The sequence below is a fragment of the Alkalicoccus luteus genome (genome assembly GCF_052061695.1).
GTDB classification, from domain to species: domain Bacteria; phylum Bacillota; class Bacilli; order Bacillales; family Salisediminibacteriaceae; genus Alkalicoccus; species Alkalicoccus luteus.
In genome coordinates this window covers 135,977-154,381 of record NZ_JBPZEY010000005.1, presented here as the reverse complement: position 1 = coordinate 154,381, position 18,405 = coordinate 135,977, and the positions used below count along the sequence as shown (strand labels likewise).

The window sequence follows — 18,405 nt, the reverse complement described above, 5'->3', positions numbered from 1 at the left end:
CTTGAAGGAGGAGCGCGATGAAGAAAACAGTGATCACAGCCGTTACGCTGCTGGCAGCCGGAACCGCGGCTGGAGCAGCGGAGCTGACGCCGTCGATGGAGCCGGAGCTCATGGAAGAGAGCCAGCTGGAGGGTCTGCCAGAGCAGGCAAATGCGCCGGACTGGGTGCCGGCCTGGGAACGAGCAGGCGGACCGTCCGTCACGCTGCAGGAAGGACCAGCGCAGCGCGTGCAGATGGATCCGCGAGTGCTTGAACAGATGGATGAGGAGCTGGAAGCAGGCATCGCCGAAGGATTCTTTCCTGGCGCTGTCGCCCTCGTTGCGAAGGAAGGAACGATCGTCAAGCATGACGCATACGGAGAAGCGCTTCGCTACGATGCGGCGTCAGCGCTTCTGCCGGAAGCAGAGCGGATTACAGCGGAAACCAACACGATTTATGATCTCGCTTCGCTCACAAAAACGTTCACCTCCACAGCCGCGGTGCAGCTGATCGAAGCAGGTGAGCTCGCACTGGATGATGAGGTGGCCGACTACATTCCGGAAGTGGAGGAGGCGTTTACGATCCGCCAGCTGCTGACGCATACGAGCGGGCTGCCGGCCTGGATTCCGCTTGCCTTTTTAGAAGACGAGCAGGCGAGATGGGACGCGATTTATAACACGGCACCGCAGGAGGAGCCGGGTGAGGCATACATTTACAGCGATCTGAACATGATTCTGCTCGGTCAGGTAATCGAAGAGGTGTCCGGAGAAACGCTTGATACGTACATGGAAGAAGCGATTTTTGAACCGCTCGGCATGGAAGATACGATGTTTAATCCGCCGGCAGCGCTGCAGGAGCGGATTGCCGCAACAGAGCCACAGCCGGCACTGGACCGCGGACTCGTCTGGGGAAGCGTGCATGACGAAAATGCTTATTCACTTGGCGGGGCAGTCGGCCACGCCGGTCTGTTCAGTACGGCGAGTGACCTTGCGGTTTTCTTACAGGCGCTGTTAAATGGCGGCGTATATGACGGAGAACGGATTTTGGAAGCAGACACGGTCCGTGAGATGTTGACGGATCAAACCGGCGGCGATTTGGAGCAGGGCTTCGGCTTTAACGTCAACCGGGACTGGTTTATGGGAGAATTTGCCCCAACAGCCGCAGGTCACACCGGCTTTACCGGCACATCGTTTGTCATTGATCCAGAAACGAATATGATTGCGATTTTACTGACGAACCGCGTGCATCCGACACGTGACGGCGGGTCAATTAATCCGTGGCGGCTTGGACTGATGGATGCCGTGAGCGACTCGATCAACGCACATCCAGCAAATAGAAGGGGAGGAGAATAGCGATGAAAAAAGCAGCACTTTCCGTACTGGCAGGCACGATGCTACTCACGCACGCAGCGCCTGCCGCTGTGGCACAGGAATCAGACGGGGACTTGATTTTGTATCAAAACGTACCGGGTGTGGACACTGATCTGGAGGAAGGACTGGATCTCCGGGCGCTCGCCGTGCATGAGGACGGACATTTCACCGAACGGGCAGATGGGCTTGAATGGAGCTCGACGAATGAGAACGTGGCAACCGTTGACGACAGCGGCATCGTTGAGATGACCGGCCAGCGCGGCCGTTCGTTTATTTCGGTGACGGACGGGGAGTACACCGACCGGATCGCAGTGGACTATAAGCCGAATCCAGATGCGCGAGACGGGGGAGGTCCGCCGCCTGTTGAAGCCCAGCTTGTCCCGCAGACCGGTGAGCGCTACGACATCGTGGACGGGGCAGTTGAAGGCATGACACTTGAAGAAAAAGTCGGACAGATGATGATGCCGGACTTCCGTCATTACGATGGTCAGGAAGTAACGGAAATGCTGCCGGAAATTGAGCAGCTCGTTGAAGACTATCATTTAGGCGGCGTGATTTTATTTGCAGAAAACGTCGTGGAAACGGAGCAGACGTACCAGCTCGTTCATGACTATCAGGAAGCAGCAGAAAAGTTCGGTATGCTCGTAACCATTGACCAGGAAGGCGGGATCGTCACCCGCCTGCAGACAGGCACGGATTTGCCGGGCAATATGGCGCTCGGCGCAACCCGGAATCTGGAGCTTGCAGAAGCAGCAGGTGACGTCATCGGAGCGGAGCTGTCCTCACTCGGCATTAACACGAACCTCGCTCCGGTTGTGGACGTGAATAACAATCCGGATAACCCCGTTATCGGCGTGCGTTCCTTCGGGGAAGATCCGCAGCTGGTAGCGGACATGGGCGTCTCCTATATCAACGGCCTGCAGCAAAACGGTATTGCAGCGACGGCCAAGCATTTCCCTGGTCACGGCGACACCTCGGTTGATTCGCATCTCGGTCTGCCGGAAGTGCCGCATGATTTAGACCGGCTTATGGACGTGGAGCTGTACCCTTTCCAGCAGGCGATGAACGCTGGACTGGATGCGGTGATGACGGCACACGTCACGTTCCCGCAAATTGACGGAGATAAAGCAATTTCCGAAAAGAACGGAACGGAGATTTCGATTCCGGCGACGCTTTCCCGCACCGTGCTGACGGACCTGATGCGCGGTGAGCTTGGCTATGACGGTGTTGTCATGACCGATGCGATGAACATGAATGCGATTACGGATCACTTCGGCCCGGTTGATGCCGCGATTCGGGCGATTGACGCTGGTGCGGACATCATTCTCATGCCTGTCGGACTGGAAGAAGTCGTCGACGGTGTGCTGGATGCAGTAGACGGCGGTGAGCTTTCAGAAGCGGAGCTGGATGAATCCGTCGAACGTATTCTGACGCTAAAGGTCGAGCGCGGTATTTTCAAGCAGGAATCCCCGCAGGACCCTGCAGAAGGAAAGCAGGGTGCACTGGATACGATCGGACAGGACTCCCATCTGGCTGTCGAGCAGACGATCGCCGATGATGCGGTGACGATGCTGAAAAACGATGACGTGCTCCCGCTCACGCCGGATGCGGAAGAGCGCATTGCCGTCGTCGGAACGACCTATTTGAACAGCCTGGTTTCAGCTGTTGGCGAGCATCATGAGCACGTCGATGCAGTGAACCTTTCCGGGCAGAGCAGCCTCACAGATGAACAGCGCAGCACGATTGAAGCGGCAGACCACGTTGTGATCGGCTCCACCACAGCGACTGTTGCCCAGCGAAGCGCAGACAATGCGGTGATGCAGATGTATGCTGAGGTGATGGACATGAAGGACGATGTGGCGGCCGTTGCGATCCGCAACCCGTATGACATCATGGCCTACCCGGACGTCGATGCGTACCTCGCCCAGTACGGCTTCCGCGACGCGAGCTTCCGCGCAACCGCAGCCGTTCTGTTTGGCGAAGCGAATCCAACTGGCACCCTGCCGGTCACAATTCCGGATCCGGACGGCGGCACTCTGTTTGAATATGGAAGCGGTATTTCTTTCGAATAAGCACACCAAGCCACGGTCGATACCCCCTCGGCCGTGGTTTTGTTTGATTGCACGAGGTAGGTCAACGTTTCACAGCGTCTCTGTCCATGATCAAAGGCTGGAAATGATGCGAAAGAATTTACCGAGAAAGCAGACAAAGTGTGATGATGGATACCAGGAACATGCATTGAACCATTCGCGCTTTATCCATCGACCTGGGTCATATGTTTACAATTCCCTCTTTCAGGAAATAATGACTGTGACTTAGTTATTTTGAGGAGGAAGCGATTATGAAAAAGACACTGCTGACAACTGGAACACTAGCTGCAGCGCTCGTATTGAGTGCGTGCGGAGAAGATAATAATGGACTAGATATTTCAGAGAACGAAATGGATGCGACAAATACGGGTCAGACCGATGACAACAGCCCGCAGAGCCAGACGGAAACTGAGGATGACGAAGAAGATGAGAACGACTTCGTAGGTGAAGGAAACGACGACGTCGACGGCGAGGTGGAAGATAACGAGGAAGAAAGCGATGAGGGAAATGAAGAAGCGGCCAGTGACTGGTACGAAGATCTGAATTTCTATGAATTTGATCTCGATGTCGACTACGGTGATCAGGAATATGAAGCCGAGTACGAATACAATGACGGAACTCCGGAAGCGCAGATCGAAGACAGCCGTGACGGTGATGAGCTGAGCCTGACCGGGGAAGGTGCGCTTGAAGAGCTGGAAGGTCCGCTGACAGAGCTTGATCTTGATGCAGACAGCTCGGATGATGAAGTTATGGATCAAGTCATGAATGCATTCGGCATTGAAGAAGGCTACGAGGAGTTTGAAGTGGAAATTGAGTTTTTTGATGATGACGAACTGGAAGTAGAAGACGAAGAATAAATGAGCAGCCGGTCCGGTTATTCCGGACCGGTATTTCTGCGTAGAGAAGGAGCGGGTTTTGTGAGCTGGGAAAAGCTGAAGCAGGTCGTACAGAAAGAAGCAGCGATCCAGGAGGACTCCGTCGTCCTCGTGTCGACGGATCATGGGGCGGGGCGGGCCAGCGTGCAGCCGTTCCGCGGACAAGCGTATCAGAAAGCGGCAGGGGCTGAAGCGATGAGAATCGACGTCGTTAAAAACGTGAAGCCGGCTTCCGGGGCGCAGGCGCTTACCTCTGTATCAAAAACGAAGATCATCTACACTCCGAGAAAGCACGGTCTTTTGATTGGCGAAGATTTGTATGTTCTCCCGGACGAAGTGGAAGCCTATGGCATGATCGTCAAAGGAAAGCTGAACCGCGAGGCGCTGCTCCATGCGCTGCCACAGCGCGGGCGTTCTGAGGACTGGCATACATACAAAGAGCTTGTATCCGAAGAATGGCTTCAGGTGCACGTGTTTGAAACGGATGCATGGTTCTGTAGCGAAGATGGCGTGCGTCCGCTGTTTCGCGGCAGAAGGTCGCACGAAAAGCTGACTGAAGCAGTGCTGGAGGACGCAGTGAGAGCGGCTGCGACGCATTACTTTCAGCACGCGGTGAGCAGCCAGGGACAGTTCGTCTACGCGTTTAATCCGGTGACAAATGAGGTATCAACCGCCTACAATATGCTGCGGCACGCGGGAACCGTATATGCGATGCTGCAGACGTATGCCCATACGAATGAAGCGGACCTTCTCCGGCACGCAGAAAAAGCGGTGCGTTTTCTCGTCCGGCACGTGGAGCCGGTAACCGTAAACGGACGAAGCGTAAAGGCACTCGTTCATAAAGACGAAATCAAGCTGGGCGGGCACGGTCTTGCGCTGCTCGCGTTAAGCCAGTATATCGATGTGACAGGAGACAAACAGTTTCTTCCTGTGATGCAGGGGCTGGCCGAATGGATGCTCGCGACGCAGGATGAAACGAAGAAATTTGCCATTCATAAAATGTCCTTTAAGTCAGGGAAGGCTTCGCCGTTTACGTCGGACTACTATCCTGGTGAAGCGATTCTTGGCCTGGTGCGCCTTTATCACCATGATGGCGATGAGCGTTGGCTCGATGCAGCAGAAGACGAAGCGCATTACTTAATCAACGACCGCGATCGTGACGCGGACAAAAAGTCGATTCCACACGATCACTGGCTGCTGTATGCGTTAAATGACCTGTATCCGCTGCGCCCAAAGCAAATCTACGTGGACCACGCGTATTTTATCGGAGAAGCGATCATGGATGCACAGCGGCTGGAAAAAACTGAAGACCCGGATTGGCACGGATCCTATGACATGAAAGGGACCCCTCGTTCCACGCCGACTGCCTGCCGCAGTGAAGGCTTATCCTCACTGGCAGCACTCGCTGAACGCGTTGGAGATACGGACTTGCAGCGGCGCTGCATAGAGGCAGCGAAGGCCGGCATCCTGTTTCAGCTGCGCATGCAGTATAGGCGGGAGAGCGTGATGTTCTATGACTATAAGCCGCTCTGCATCGGAGCGGTGCACACGAGTCTCGACAGCTACGAAATTCGCAATGACTTCACGCAGCACAGCGTCTCCAGCTTTTTAGGCCTGCTGAAGCAGATGCATAACGAAATGCAGTAGAAGCAGCTTGTAACGGACTTTTGCGCATCAAAACGGCCCAGGTTCAGGCTGTAGACGGTTTTTGTGTATGTGAAGCTGCTGGAAGCTGTTTCTTCTAACACAATAGCGAGCGGTTAAAATGATTGAAGCAACTTAGCAGATAAAATAACTTAAGACCTTGCAATTGTAACGTAACGCAGGGCAAAATGAACAATCGACTTGCATGCGCGAGCGAAGCCGGGCAGAGCTTCTCGCGGGAGGTCGGTGGCTGAAACGAAAAGCCCCCGGATGGTCTGATCAGCGAAAAAAATAAATCACAAAGAAATGCCCCGGGTTTGATTTCAACCCGGGGCGTTTTGGCTATGCTTTTACGACGGTGATCGCCTCGTCTTTCACATCGACGCGGATTGTTGTCAGATCGTCGTGATCCAAAATCAGATCGGTGATGCGGTCTTCGACTTCGTGCTGAATCGTTCTGCGAAGCGGTCGGGCACCGAACGCGCGGTTGTAGCCTATCTCCGCAAGCTTTCGTTTTGCTTCGTCGCTGATTGTAAGCGTCAGCTCCTGGTCGGCGAGCGTTTCGTTCAGCTCGCTGATCATCAAGTCGACGATCGACACGAGGTGCTCCTGCTCCAGATGGTTGAACGAAATAATCGCGTCAAACCGGTTCAGGAACTCCGGCTTGAAGTAGCCGGACAGCTTTTCCATGAGGTTCTGCTCGCGGACAGAGTCGCTTTCTCCGAAGCCGATCGGCTCCTGCTGGGAAGCACCCGTTCCAGCGTTGCTCGTCATGATGATCACGGTATCCTTGAAGCTGACGGTGCGTCCCTGGCTGTCGGTAAGACGCCCGTCTTCCATGATCTGCAGGAACATATGCTGCACGTCCGGATGCGCCTTTTCAATCTCATCCAGCAAAATAATGGAATACGGATTGCGGCGCACTTTTTCGGTCAGCTGACCGGCTTCTTCGTGGCCGACGTAGCCGGGAGGAGAGCCGATCAGTTTAGAAACGGCGTGCTTTTCCATATACTCGCTCATATCAAGACGGTGCATCGCCTCTTTCGTGCCGAACATTTCTTTCGCTAAGGTTTTTGTCAGCTCAGTCTTTCCGACACCGGTCGGACCGACGAACAGAAACGAACCGATCGGCCGGTGCTTGGATTTAAGACCGGCTCTGGAGCGGCGAACGGCTTTTGCCACCTGCTGCACCGCTTCTTCCTGGCCGATGACGCTGCCGCTTAACGATTCGGCGAGGTGCTTCATTTTGGACGCTTCGTTATCCTGAAGCTTGCCGACTGGAATACCGGTTTTTTCCTCAATAATATGCTGAATCACATCGGCGGTGATCGCTGTTTTTTCATCCGGCTCGGCCTGTTTCACGTGTTTTTCAAGCGCTTCTTCTTCGTCGCGAAGCTTGGCAGCCGTTTCGTAATCCTCTTTTTTCAATGCCTTTTCCTTCTCAGCTGCCAGCTGAGTGAGTCGTTCTTCGGCTTCGCTGAGCGTTATGCCGCCGTTCTGCAGGTTTGTTCTTGCGCCGGCCTCGTCCATCAGATCGATTGCTTTGTCCGGCAGGAAGCGGTCCTGAATGTAGCGGTCGGACAGCTTTACGCACGCCTGCAGTGCCTCATCGGTAAAGGAAACAGCGTGGTAATCTTCGTATTTTTCTTTTAACCCTTCTAAAATGGTCAGTGCTTCCTCCAGCGACGGCTCATTGACCATCACCGGCTGAAAACGGCGCTCCAGCGCACCGTCTTTTTCAATTTGACGGTATTCTTTCAATGTTGTGGCGCCAATAACCTGCAGGCCGCCGCGGGCGAGGGCCGGTTTTAAGATGTTTCCGGCATCCATAGAGCCTTCAGCTTTGCCTGCTCCGGCCACCTGATGAATTTCATCAATAAACAGGAGCACATCCTGGCGTTCCTGCACCTCATTGATCAGCTGCTTCATCCGCTCTTCAAACTGACCGCGGATGCCGGTATCAGCTACGAGCGATGCCATGTCGAGCAGGTACACCTGCTTGTTTTTCAGCTTAGCCGGGACATCGCCGGAAGCAATTTTTAACGCAAGACCTTCGGCAACGGCCGTTTTACCGACACCTGGCTCACCGATCAGCACCGGGTTGTTTTTCGTACGGCGGTTTAAAATTTCTGCGACTCGCTTCACTTCTTTGTCCCGGCCTATTACCGGGTCAATCAAACCGGCGCGGGCAGCGTCAGTGACGTTCGTTCCGAGCTCATCGAGCACACCCTGATCTTTCGCGGGTGCTTCCGGAGGCGCCTGAAATCCGGCGTCTGCCGGACCGCTGCCGGAAAACCCTCCGCCCATAGTAGGTGACTGAGGAGCCCGGGACCTCAGCTCCTGAAAGCAAACGTGGCAAAGGCGCATATCCTGAACGTTTTCGTTATGCTGTAATCTTACGTGAATGGCAGCTTGACGCTGTTGGCAGTGTTGGCATTTCATAATCGATAACCTCCTTCTAATATCATCAAAGTCTGACTTTGACTATCTTTGACTATATTATAGTTTGACTATCTTTGACTTTCAAGTATTTTGTTTGTTTTTACCCGTATTTTTTTAGTGACAGGTGACAACAGTGGATGACATAAAAAAAGCACGCCGGAAGTTCCGGCGCGCCTGGCTGGTGAAGCTGCTTACATATCATCGTCGTCATCGTCATCGTCGTTCATCATGTCGTCATCATCGTCATCGTCGTTCATTGCATTGTTATCGCCAGCATCGTTATCGATATCTGCGTTTTCTTCTGTACCGTTGTTGTTCAATCCATCACCGTTGTTGTCGATTCCGTTGTCGACATCGTTTCCGCAGCCTGCGAGTACCCCTGCTGCGATCATGCCTGTTGCTGCTGTAAGTTTAAGTGATTTTTTCATAAATAATACATCCTCCTAGTAATAAGTAATGATAGCACTTACGACAGGCTATTTCACTCTCACGGAGTCACTAAACATAAGTTGGTACTTTCTCATAGTTTTTCATATTTCAGCAGATAGCGATAGGATGCCATGCGATTAAACGGTAGCGTTATCTACGTAGTGATCAGCACAGAAAAAAGCCCGCGATGATTCTGCAATGATGACAGAATGATCCGGGCTTCATCAAGCTGTTAATACTGCAGCCGTTTGTTACACCTCGGCTGTTTTTTCGTTCCGTTTAAACAGAACGACGTTCGTATGCTCCTCATGGACCGCTTCGCTTTCCCGGTGAAGCTTCCAGTCGGTATATTTGATCGCAGAGGCAATCAGCTTTGCGATGTTCATCACCGTGTGCAGCCGCGTATTTTGGAGCACAGACAGCTCCATAAAGCCGGCGACATTTACGATTCCGGTGATGTGCATGTTGCCGACCGGCGGCAGCTCTCTGCTCAGCGCCGAACCTGGATACAGCGGGCCGTCTCCGACCACGACCGTTCCTACATTTTGACGGCGGCCGAGACAGGCATCAACGGCGATGATAAAAGGGTCGTCGTATTCTGCTTCAATCCCGGCAATGACGCCATGCAGATTTTTGGCATGGACCGGTTCATCGAGCGTGCCGTAGACGTTCATTTGCTTTAAGTATCGCTCTTTCAGCAGCGTTCCCGTAAGCGGACCGAGTGAATCTCCGGTGGATCGGTCTGTCCCGATACAAACGAGAACAACAGGCCTGGTGCTCCCTGCAAGGCGGCGGATGAGAAAATCCGTCATTTCACGAAGTGCAGTAGGTGAATCCCATAAGTAGCGCATTTGTTCCCTGTGCAGATGTTCGCTCATTCGTACTCCTCCGTTCGTTATAAAGAATATGATTTAGTTCATTATAACGCACAGGTGAAAATAATCAAGTGTTTTCTGCAGAGAAAAAAAGAAGTGAGGAAATTACGCCTGCCGGTCTGGACGCAGTGTCCGGCTTGATCTGTATATATGGCGCCTGATAGTAGGTCTATGGTGGTGATCTGCGGCAGAAAATACGTTTTCCGATTAATTGTGTGCGTATCTATTACATACCTTTTTTGCAGAAAAGAAAACGCTGAATCCTGAAACATAACAGATTGTGTTCGTTTTAAAGAATAAATAAATGCAGCAGCACTGCGTTTTAGAGAAACAGGTCTATCCTTGTATTCTTTTTGATGAACATCTTTAGTATGATAAAGATGCGGTTCAGGCCGCACGGACGATTGTCCGCGAAAGGAGGGCTTATGTTGGATGTAGGGAGAATGTCGCTTGCCGTCAATCAGCTTCAGACGCAGCAGCAGGTAGAATCCATACAGCAGCATCAGCTTTTAGACAAGGCAGGGGAAGAACGGTCGGTTCTCCCGGTGGACGGGGCAGAACTGCCTGCGGAAGCCGGCAGCAGCCGGGAGGATGAAGCGGCGCGGGAGCAGCAGCGTCATTTGCTGCAGCAGCAGGTGGATGAGCAGCTTCGCAGCGTGCAGCCGTATCTTGGCGGTGTCGTAGACGTCTGGATTTAACCCCGCAGGTGGAAGAGGTGGCAGCACCTCTTTCTCTTGTTATCTGAATAGTCAAAATATAAGTGACAGTAGCGTTCGTTATATGATAAAATACAAGTAGCAACATGGTTTGCACGGAATCCAATTAGTTGGAGGGATCGATCATGTCCGAGAAAAATTCTCCTCCCGTCAGCAGCTCCGGCCTTACGCAAAGCACAGCCGCAACGCTCAGCTATGTACTCGGGTTCATCACTGGTCTGATCTTTTTGTTTCTGGAAAAGGATAATAAATTTATCCGGTTTCATGCGATGCAGTCGATTGTCATTTCCGTTGCATTTCTCATTTTGAACACCGTCTTAAGCTTTATTCCGATTATTGGCTGGATTTTGGCACCGCTGCTTGCACCGGTCGGGCTTGTGATTTGGATCCTTTGTATGGTGAAGGCGTATAAAGGCGAATGGTATGAGTTTCCGTGGGCCGGCAAATTTGCTCGTGAGCAAGTAGATAAAATGTCCGCACAGGGGCAGTAATCATGAAAGCCGTCCGAATTCGCCGGACGGCTTCTTTTTACATTCAGCTGTCTTCCGGCAGTGTCAGCGGATTGGCGTCATCACTCGTCCATTCCATCAGCGAACCGTCGTAAACGGCAGGTTCACGGCCGAGTGAAGTAAGCACGAGTGCGTTCCATGTCGCGGCTACACCGCCGCCGCAATATGTGATCACGCGCTTATCCGCATCGAGCACGCCAGATTCCCGGAACTGTTCGTGCAGTCGTTCCGGGAGCGGTAATGTCCCATCTTCACGGCTTAAGTCGCCAAAAAACACGTGAGTGCTTCCCGGGATGTGACCTTTACGCGGATAGCGGCCAGACTCCCCACGGAAATCCTCCAGCGACAGACAGTTCATGATAACGGTCTGGTCATCGTGCATCGCCCGTCTGACGTCGTTAATATCAGCGAGCAGCTCCGGACGATGGGATCCGGTAAATGTGCCGGCAGCAGCAAGCGGAATCTCATCGGTAAGTGGTCCGGCCTGCTTTTTCCACTGCGGCAGGCCGCATGCAAGAACGTACACGTCTTCGTGGCCGGCCAGCCGGAACTGCCACCAGAGCCTCGAGGCCCAGTCGGATGAGGTGAATGATGCATCGACGAGCGGACCTCGGTCATAGATGACGACGGTCGTATCATCGTGAATCCCGAGTCCGCGGGCCAGCGTGACAAATGCGTCGTGACTGACAGCCGTGAGTGGAACAGTGGCTTTCGTGTCGGAAAAAACAGTCAGAAGATCGGCGAAAAATGCGCCGGGAATATGCTCCTCCTGATACGCCTCGGCGCCGGGATGGACACGGAATTCATCGGGTGTTTCCTCCGCCAGTACGCTGGCATCGAGAACGCGCACGTTGTCATCGTCCAAATGCTCCAGCAGCCAGTCGGCCGTTACAATCGGATGGTAAGATGTCATCTGATCAGCTCCTTTGTCTGATCGTATCATGTTTTCCGTGATTTTTTCCTTAAATTGGTCCTGCTCCTTAACGAGAAGGCGATCAGCGCCGATACGAGGAAGGAGGGAGAGGGGAGATAGCTGTGGAAAAAGAAATGCTCGAGATGCAGCTTGAAGAAGTAAAGCGTCTGGACCGACACTATGAACAGCTGGAGCAGATGCTGTTGTACATGCGCTGTCTCGCTGAACAAGCGGCAGTTTCCGTTACATCAGCAGAGCGGCAGGAACTGCAGCAGGAGTTCAACCAGGCGCTGGCGGCTTATGAGCAAATGGTGGAAGGTGCAACCGGGACTATTCATTGAATCACCCGCAGATGGTCAACGTTTCGTGAAAGAAACCGATAGAAGCACAAGCAGGGAAAACAGAAGACGGTGCCGGAAAGAGGCCTCGTGTTCTGTTTTTTTATTAAATGGAGCGGCTGATAGGCGCTTCTCGTTATGAATCTGGAAAGGGTGAGCAGATGGATGGCATGAACAGGATGACAGGCTTTGCTTCCGGCATGGATATCAATCAAATGGTGCAGGATTTGATGCGGGCAGAGCGGCAGCCGCTCGAGCCGATGCAGCAGAACGCAGCAGAGCTTCAGCTGAAAATTGACGAATACCGGACGATGAACCGGAGTTTCTCTGAGTTTCGGAATAACACGTTCGATGGCGTCCTGCGCAGCTCGAACATGCGCGCCATGGAAGCGGCAAGCTCCAATGAAGCAGCGGTGTCGGTTTCGGCAGGCGCTGGAACGCCGGAAGGAACATACACGCTTTCCGATATTTCGCTCGCTAAAGCTGAAACGCAGGCCTCGTTTCTGGAAGGCAGCACAAACGGTTCGTTTATTCGCGAAGGCGGTTCTCTGGATCGGCAGCTTGCGCTGGCAGATCAGGCAGAGGAGCTCGCAGCCGGCTTTGAGACAGGGGAGTTTGCGATTGCCGTGACCGATAAGGAAGGAGAGGAGCACGTCCGCTCGTTTACGATTGACGATACGACGACGCTGGATGACCTGCTTCAAGATATCAACGGATCGGGGATCGGCGTGCAGGCGTTTTATGATGAGTTCTCCGGCCGGATGTCCATGCAGCGGACCGATACAGGCGTCTACAACGAAGCAGGGGCGGAAATCAGGTTTGGTACAGGGGATGAAGAGACGTTTACAGAGACTGCAGCGAACGCCTTTTCCTCGATGTTCGGCTTTGATCCGGCACATGCCATTGTGGATGAAGCGGAGAACGCTGTATTTACGATGAACGGGCTGACGGAAATGGAGCGCCAGAGCAACCAGTTTGAAATTAACGGGGTGCAGTTTTCGCTGCAGAATGAGTCGGCAGGACCGGTGACCGTATCCGTCGCTTCTGACGGGGATAAAATGTTTGATACCGTGATGGCATTTGTAGATGACTACAATGAGATGGTGGCAGGCGTGCAGGAAAAAACGTCCGAAGAGTATTTTCGGGACTACGCGCCCCTTACGGATGAGCAGCGCCGAGATATGACGGAGTCGGAAATTGAAATGTGGGAGGAGCGCTCCAACAGCGGGCTCCTGCGCCGTGATTCGATTTTAACCGGTGCGCTCAGTCAAATGCGGATGCAGTTTTACGAGCCGGTACAAGGCAGCGGGGAGCTGACCCAGATTACGGAGATCGGCATTACGACCTCGTCGGATTACCAGATGGGCGGACTGCTGGAAGTGGACGAAGAGCAGCTGCGCCGTCAAATTGCTGAAAATCCGGAAGGCGTGCAGCAGCTGTTTGCCGCAGACGGCGAAACGAGTGAAGAACAGGGGATAGCCCGCCGGCTCCGCGACACGCTGAGCGGAACGATCGGTCAGATCGGTGAACGTGCCGGCCGTACCGATATCTCCTCTAACCAAACGTTTACACTCGGGCGTGAGCTGGAGCAGCAGGGAGAACAGATTACCAACTTCGAACGCCGCATGCAGCAGGTGGAAGAGCGCCACTGGAGACAGTTTACAGCGATGGAACAGGCGATGGCACGAGCGAATGCCCAGGCGGAACAGCTGATGTCCTCGCTTGGCGGCATGCAGATGCAATAATTGAGAGTTTACTGATTATAAAAACGATACGGATAAGATGAAACTATCTAAATGGTAGAATAGTTCAGTAGAGTTTGTATTTGCGGCAAAGATATTGAAGGATCTTGTAAAACGATAGCGAATCCTAAATGACGCTCAGTTGTTCGACGGTCATTTAGGGTTTGTTTTTTTATCTGCATTGTAATAACTGTAAATATCCCTCAATTAAATTTAGGATGAAGGGCAGTTTCGCGTGAAAATACTTCAAATGAAACGTAAGCCTCATTTGTAATGAAGCAATAGTAAGAGAACGTTAGATTCTAATTTAAAGCTTAGGTGCGATTCGTGTTTAGTTGGAGTGTAGTCGAGTGGAATTTATTAGCATAGAATTTCGAAGCGAAGGTCGTCGACTCCGAGAGGGTAAGAACGTGGCGAAGATCCAGCGCTCCCGACGTCAGGAGGAAAAGCCGGGCGCGTTCCCTCCGGAAAGCGTCCGACCGTAAGCGTAGAATATATACGTAACTAGAAACTGGGTTATTATTACAAGCTTCTCTAAAGTTTGCATATAAACCATGCGTGGGATCGTTTGACGAAAAAATTGCGCCGTGCTACACTATAAACAGAAAGTGACTGACAGTCAGTCACTTATTCGGTTGAAAATCAGGAGGCGGATATGAAGCAGACAACCTATGACCAGCTGCTCGAAGCGGCGATGAATGTGATCCGCCGCGAAGGCTTTGATAAAGCGTCGGTGTCGCGCTTTGTGAAAGAAGCGGGCGTCGCTCAAGGCACCTTTTACAATTACTTTGCTTCAAAAAACGAGCTTGTGCCAGCAATCGCAGCACGCATTCTCGATGAGCAGCTTGCCCGCATGAAGGAGCGAGGGGATGCAGAAACGCTGGAGATGCTGATGGACACGATGATTGATGTGACGTTTACGATTACAGAAGAATTCCGGGACTATATCAGCTTCTGCTACAGCGGGATCTCGCTGTACTACTCGTTTGAGCGGTGGGATGAGATATACCGGCCCTACTATGACTGGCTCGAATCGCAGTTTTCCAAGCTGCAGCGGGCTGGCAGAATCACGACAGAGCTGGAGCTAAAGGCGGCTGTTAATAATACGGTCGGCCTGATTGAGCATGCAGCAGAAGCCCACTATTTATCCCGGGCGGTAACAGAAGACCGGACGACTGCAGAAGCGGAACTGAAGCGGATGCTCGTTCGTGCGCTTACAATCTAATGAGGTGAAAAACGTGAGTTTGAAACAAGAAAAGAATATTCTCTGGATGTCTGTGGCTGCAGCCATCCTTTTTTCTGGTGCTGGCATCGTACTTGGTATGCTGTTTCAGTCCCAGATGATTTTGTTTGACGGATTGTACTCGTTAATCAGCGTGGCGCTTTCCTACGTGTCGCTCATGGCGGCAGCGTTTATGGCAAAAAGCGACTGGAAGCGGTATCCGTTTGGGAAAGATATTGTGGAGCCGCTCGTCGTCCTGTTTAAATATACGGTCATTCTAATCCTGATCGCAGGCTCCGCTGCGGCAGCGGTAACGGCGCTGTTTCAGGGAGGGCGTGACATGCAGGTTGGTCCGGCATTTGCGTATTCATTTGTCGGACTGCTCGCCTGCGGAGCGGTTACGATGTATTTGCATAAGCGTGCGAAACGGTCGGAGTCTGCTTTGTTGAAGGCGGAATCGAACCAGTGGCTCATGGATACGCTCGTGAGCACCGGTGTATTTGCCGGATTTCTCGTTGCGTTCGTACTGGACCTCTTCCAGTGGTTTCCTGCTGTTATTCCGTACGTGGACCCGCTGATGGTGCTGCTCGTCTCACTCTACTTCCTGAAGTTTCCGCTGAAAGAAATGCGTGCAGCGCTGAAAGAAGTACTTGAGATGAGTCCGGACGGCGCAGTGCGAAGCCGGATGGAGGAGACCCTTCAGGAACTTGCCGGCGAATACGGCGTGGAAGAAAGCTTTCTGCGAATGACGAAGGTAGGGCGCACCATCTGGGTAGAGATTGACATTGTTGCACCGGAAACGAGCCCTTTGAATTCGTTGACGAAGCAGGATGAAATGCGAAGAAAGTTGTCCTCGGTTTTGACCGGAGCTGCCCCAAAAAAATGGCTTACCGTTTCGTTTATGGCCGATCGTCACTGGGCACTTGATGAATAAAGGGCAGATAGTCCTGTTTTTACGAGAAGCGCTGAACGCGCTTCTTTTTTTATCCGATATAGTTAGAAGAGGATCGTACTGACAACAGCATAACAACAGCATAACAACCGAATAGAACATGAGGAGTGAGGCATATGCGGCTCAGCGGCTTTGCAACGGGGATGGATATCAATCAGATGGTACAGGATTTAATGAAGGCGGAACGAATGCCGCTCAATAAATTAGAGCAGCGTAAAACGCAGACGCAGTGGCGAATCGATCAATTCCGGGAGATTAACGTGAAGCTTGATCAGTTTCGAAACAATACGTTTGATAACGTGATGCGCCGCTCGACCATGATGGCGAATAAAATCGTCAGCTCGCAGCCGTCGCTCGTGACGGCAACGGGAAGCTCATCCACGTTGGAAGGCTCTCTGAGGCTTACGGAAGTGAAATCATTGGCGACTGCGGCATCGAATGCCAGCACGAGCCGGGTAGGCCAGCAGCTGTCAGTTTCGGGCAAGCTGAGCGAGCAGCAGCTAGATGCAGATAACGTATGGACCCGGGGTGTCGTCAACCGTGAAACAGTGACGGTTCAGCAGTCCCAGTCGTCGATCAGCCTGAACCGCGAGCTCGGAAATCCGGAATCAACGGTCGTAAGGGTGAACGGTGTTTCTTATAAGGTGGTAGAGGAAGGCTTCGACGGCGAGCTGACCGCCACACAGGTCATGCTTGACCGGGAGACGAATACGCTCGTGTTCGGCCAGGAGCTTGCCCGTAATGCTCGTGTAGAGGTCGTTACTGCGCGCGAGGACGAGAACGGTACCGATCTGTTTTCTATGAACAATATTGAAACGAAGGCGAAGGACGGCTCGACGGTGACGGACCGTTTTCTCATCACCGGTGACCAGTCGATGAACGACGTGATGCAGATGATGAACCGGTCAAAGGTCGGCGTTAGTGCCTTCTATGATACTGGTACAGACCGGGTGTCGATCGTCCGGGATGAGACCGGTATTTATAACGAGGGCGGCGCTGAAATGACGTTCAGCGGATCCTTTTTCCGTGAGGCGCTCAAGCTCGATGAAGCGAATGAGCGTGCCGGAACGAACGCTGTTTTCACGATCAACGGCCTGGAAACGCACCGGCAGTCCAATACATTCAGCGTAAACGGCATGGCGATCACACTTCATGAAACGTTCAGCGGCAGAGACGTGAGTCTAACCGTTCAGCGTGACACGGATAAAGTCATGGATACGATAAAAGCCTTTGTGGAAGAATACAATAACCTGATTGATCTCGTGCAGGGGCGTATTTCGGAAGAGGCATTCCGTGCTTTTCCGCCGTTGACGGAAGAAGAGCGCCGCGATTTAACCGAGCGGGAAGCCGAGCTTTGGGATGAAAAAGCGATGAGCGGATTGCTGCGGAACGATTCTATTCTGCGTGGGGGGATGGATCGATTCCGAGTGCAGATGTATTCCAGCGTGCAGGGGACCGGCTCCGATTTCAGGCAGCTGGCGCAAATCGGCATCACAACAACATCCGATTTCCGCAGCGGCGGCAAGCTGGAAATCAACGAGGACCGTCTGCGGGCAGCGATTGAACAGGATGCAGAAGGCGTGTACCAGCTCTTTGCGGCAGATGGTGCGGCTGAATCGGAGAAGGGGCTGGCGCGGCGGCTGCGGGACAGTGCCAACGGCATGATTGAATCGATTTCAAGACGGGCCGGCGGACTGCGGGGCCGTACGGTGAATCAGCAGTTTACGCTCGGCCGGGAAATCAACAACATCGAAGACCGGATGTCCGCTTTTGAGCGCCGCATGCAGCAGGTGGAGCAGCGGTACTGGTCTCAGTTCACTGCAATGGAAAAAGCAGTCGCAAAAGCGAATGCCCAGGCAGAGACCTTCTTTGCGCAAATGTTTAGCGGCATGTAAACGGAAATAAAGGAGAGAAAGAGATGGCACAGCTGCGCAGCTTGTACGAAACATCAAAAGCACTTTACGATCACGTCCAGGTGCCGATGCCAAAGGACGGGGAAGCACGTGACACGTATATTGATACGGTCAACGATTTACTGGAGCGCCGGGAGCAGTATACGGACGGCGTCAAGCCGCCTGAATCAGAAGCGGAGACACGTATTGCCCGGGAAATAATCCGGCTTTCCAAGCAGATTGCGAAGGAGCTGGAATCGGGCAAAGCAGCAATTCAAAAGGATATCCGCTCCCATGAACAGCGAAAGCGGGCGGTGCAGTACGAGAACCCATACAGTGGTCCCACTCCGGACGGTGTTTTCGTCGACTCTAAGAAATAACCCTTCACATATGAGCCTTTCGTCCGATATAAACGAT

16 protein-coding genes are annotated in these 18,405 nt (G+C 52.8%); 12 read left to right on the top strand and 4 right to left on the bottom strand.

The annotated features are described in order from the left end of the window. Window positions 1-17 precede the first annotated feature (17 nt). From ACSZLD_RS08525 to ACSZLD_RS08510, 4 genes are all read left to right on the top strand, one after another. The gene (locus ACSZLD_RS08525; protein ID WP_444684909.1) at window positions 18-1,331 is read left to right on the top strand and encodes a serine hydrolase domain-containing protein; all 1,314 of its coding nucleotides are present in this window, start codon (window positions 18-20) and stop codon (window positions 1,329-1,331) included. Between the two features lie 2 nt (window positions 1,332-1,333). Next, a complete protein-coding gene (gene nagZ / locus ACSZLD_RS08520) occupies window positions 1,334-3,421 on the top strand; it encodes a beta-N-acetylhexosaminidase (RefSeq protein ID WP_444684908.1) in 2,088 nt (695 codons plus the stop codon). Window positions 3,422-3,690: 269 nt separating this feature from the next. Next, complete coding sequence (locus tag ACSZLD_RS08515) at window positions 3,691-4,296, top strand: YusW family protein (protein WP_444684907.1); 606 nt, start codon at window positions 3,691-3,693, stop codon at window positions 4,294-4,296. 60 nt (window positions 4,297-4,356) lie between these two features. Further along, window positions 4,357-5,961 carry a hypothetical protein gene (locus ACSZLD_RS08510; protein ID WP_444684906.1) on the top strand — a complete coding sequence of 535 codons (1,605 nt, stop codon included), beginning with the start codon at window positions 4,357-4,359 and terminating at the stop codon, window positions 5,959-5,961. 339 nt (window positions 5,962-6,300) lie between these two features. On the opposite strand, the gene ACSZLD_RS08505 is transcribed toward ACSZLD_RS08510, so the two are convergent. The 3 genes from ACSZLD_RS08505 to yyaC all read right to left on the bottom strand — a co-directional run bounded on the left by ACSZLD_RS08505 (window position 6,301) and on the right by yyaC (window position 9,707). Further along, on the bottom strand, window positions 6,301-8,400 hold the full coding sequence (locus tag ACSZLD_RS08505) for an ATP-dependent Clp protease ATP-binding subunit (RefSeq protein ID WP_444684905.1): 2,100 nt from the start codon (window positions 8,398-8,400) through the stop codon (window positions 6,301-6,303). A 191-nt stretch (window positions 8,401-8,591) separates the two neighbouring features. Continuing rightward, entirely contained in the window at window positions 8,592-8,828 is a 237-nt protein-coding gene (locus tag ACSZLD_RS08500) for a hypothetical protein (protein ID WP_444684904.1), read from the bottom strand. Window positions 8,829-9,080: 252 nt separating this feature from the next. Further along, a complete protein-coding gene (gene yyaC, locus ACSZLD_RS08495; RefSeq protein ID WP_377909586.1) occupies window positions 9,081-9,707 on the bottom strand; it encodes a spore protease YyaC in 627 nt (208 codons plus the stop codon). A 425-nt stretch (window positions 9,708-10,132) separates the two neighbouring features. On the opposite strand from yyaC, the gene ACSZLD_RS08490 reads away from it, so the two are divergent. Together ACSZLD_RS08490 and ACSZLD_RS08485 are read left to right on the top strand one after the other, a co-directional pair. After that, window positions 10,133-10,402, top strand: a complete 270-nt coding sequence (locus tag ACSZLD_RS08490) for a hypothetical protein (RefSeq protein WP_444684903.1) — start codon at window positions 10,133-10,135, stop codon at window positions 10,400-10,402. Between the two features lie 143 nt (window positions 10,403-10,545). Continuing rightward, the gene (locus ACSZLD_RS08485; protein ID WP_444684902.1) at window positions 10,546-10,911 is read left to right on the top strand and encodes a DUF4870 domain-containing protein; all 366 of its coding nucleotides are present in this window, start codon (window positions 10,546-10,548) and stop codon (window positions 10,909-10,911) included. 43 nt (window positions 10,912-10,954) lie between these two features. On the opposite strand, the gene ACSZLD_RS08480 is transcribed toward ACSZLD_RS08485, so the two are convergent. Beyond that, window positions 10,955-11,842: a sulfurtransferase gene (locus ACSZLD_RS08480; RefSeq protein WP_444684901.1), complete on the bottom strand. Its 888-nt coding sequence runs from the start codon at window positions 11,840-11,842 to the stop codon at window positions 10,955-10,957. A gap of 122 nt (window positions 11,843-11,964) precedes the next feature. On the opposite strand from ACSZLD_RS08480, the gene ACSZLD_RS08475 reads away from it, so the two are divergent. The 6 genes from ACSZLD_RS08475 to fliT all read left to right on the top strand — a co-directional run bounded on the left by ACSZLD_RS08475 (window position 11,965) and on the right by fliT (window position 18,368). After that, window positions 11,965-12,183, top strand: coding sequence for a hypothetical protein (locus ACSZLD_RS08475; RefSeq protein ID WP_377909589.1), 219 nt, complete (start codon window positions 11,965-11,967; stop codon window positions 12,181-12,183). A gap of 167 nt (window positions 12,184-12,350) precedes the next feature. Then, on the top strand, window positions 12,351-13,925 hold the full coding sequence (locus ACSZLD_RS08470; protein WP_444684900.1) for a flagellar hook-associated protein 2: 1,575 nt from the start codon (window positions 12,351-12,353) through the stop codon (window positions 13,923-13,925). A gap of 652 nt (window positions 13,926-14,577) precedes the next feature. Next, a complete protein-coding gene (locus tag ACSZLD_RS08465) occupies window positions 14,578-15,147 on the top strand; it encodes a TetR/AcrR family transcriptional regulator (protein WP_444684899.1) in 570 nt (189 codons plus the stop codon). Window positions 15,148-15,160: 13 nt separating this feature from the next. Continuing rightward, complete coding sequence (locus ACSZLD_RS08460) at window positions 15,161-16,078, top strand: cation diffusion facilitator family transporter (RefSeq protein ID WP_444684898.1); 918 nt, start codon at window positions 15,161-15,163, stop codon at window positions 16,076-16,078. A 134-nt stretch (window positions 16,079-16,212) separates the two neighbouring features. Continuing rightward, complete coding sequence (gene fliD / locus ACSZLD_RS08455; RefSeq protein WP_444684897.1) at window positions 16,213-17,991, top strand: flagellar filament capping protein FliD; 1,779 nt, start codon at window positions 16,213-16,215, stop codon at window positions 17,989-17,991. 23 nt (window positions 17,992-18,014) lie between these two features. Next, complete coding sequence (fliT, locus tag ACSZLD_RS08450) at window positions 18,015-18,368, top strand: flagellar protein FliT (RefSeq protein WP_444684896.1); 354 nt, start codon at window positions 18,015-18,017, stop codon at window positions 18,366-18,368. Window positions 18,369-18,405 lie beyond the last annotated feature (37 nt).

What these genes read in the sequence shown, in the direction of transcription:
- ACSZLD_RS08470 (WP_444684900.1), top strand. Translation starts at nt 12,351, where the DNA reads ATGAACAGGATGACAGGCTTTGCTTCCGGCATGGATATCAATCAAATG.
- nagZ (WP_444684908.1), top strand. Translation starts at nt 1,334, where the DNA reads ATGAAAAAAGCAGCACTTTCCGTACTGGCAGGCACGATGCTACTCACG.
- fliT (WP_444684896.1), top strand. Translation starts at nt 18,015, where the DNA reads ATGGCACAGCTGCGCAGCTTGTACGAAACATCAAAAGCACTTTACGAT.
- fliD (WP_444684897.1), top strand. Translation starts at nt 16,213, where the DNA reads ATGCGGCTCAGCGGCTTTGCAACGGGGATGGATATCAATCAGATGGTA.
- ACSZLD_RS08505 (WP_444684905.1), bottom strand. Translation starts at nt 8,400, where the DNA reads ATGAAATGCCAACACTGCCAACAGCGTCAAGCTGCCATTCACGTAAGA.
- ACSZLD_RS08485 (WP_444684902.1), top strand. Translation starts at nt 10,546, where the DNA reads ATGTCCGAGAAAAATTCTCCTCCCGTCAGCAGCTCCGGCCTTACGCAA.
- ACSZLD_RS08465 (WP_444684899.1), top strand. Translation starts at nt 14,578, where the DNA reads ATGAAGCAGACAACCTATGACCAGCTGCTCGAAGCGGCGATGAATGTG.
- ACSZLD_RS08515 (WP_444684907.1), top strand. Translation starts at nt 3,691, where the DNA reads ATGAAAAAGACACTGCTGACAACTGGAACACTAGCTGCAGCGCTCGTA.
- yyaC (WP_377909586.1), bottom strand. Translation starts at nt 9,707, where the DNA reads ATGAGCGAACATCTGCACAGGGAACAAATGCGCTACTTATGGGATTCA.
- ACSZLD_RS08525 (WP_444684909.1), top strand. Translation starts at nt 18, where the DNA reads ATGAAGAAAACAGTGATCACAGCCGTTACGCTGCTGGCAGCCGGAACC.
- ACSZLD_RS08480 (WP_444684901.1), bottom strand. Translation starts at nt 11,842, where the DNA reads ATGACATCTTACCATCCGATTGTAACGGCCGACTGGCTGCTGGAGCAT.
- ACSZLD_RS08500 (WP_444684904.1), bottom strand. Translation starts at nt 8,828, where the DNA reads ATGAAAAAATCACTTAAACTTACAGCAGCAACAGGCATGATCGCAGCA.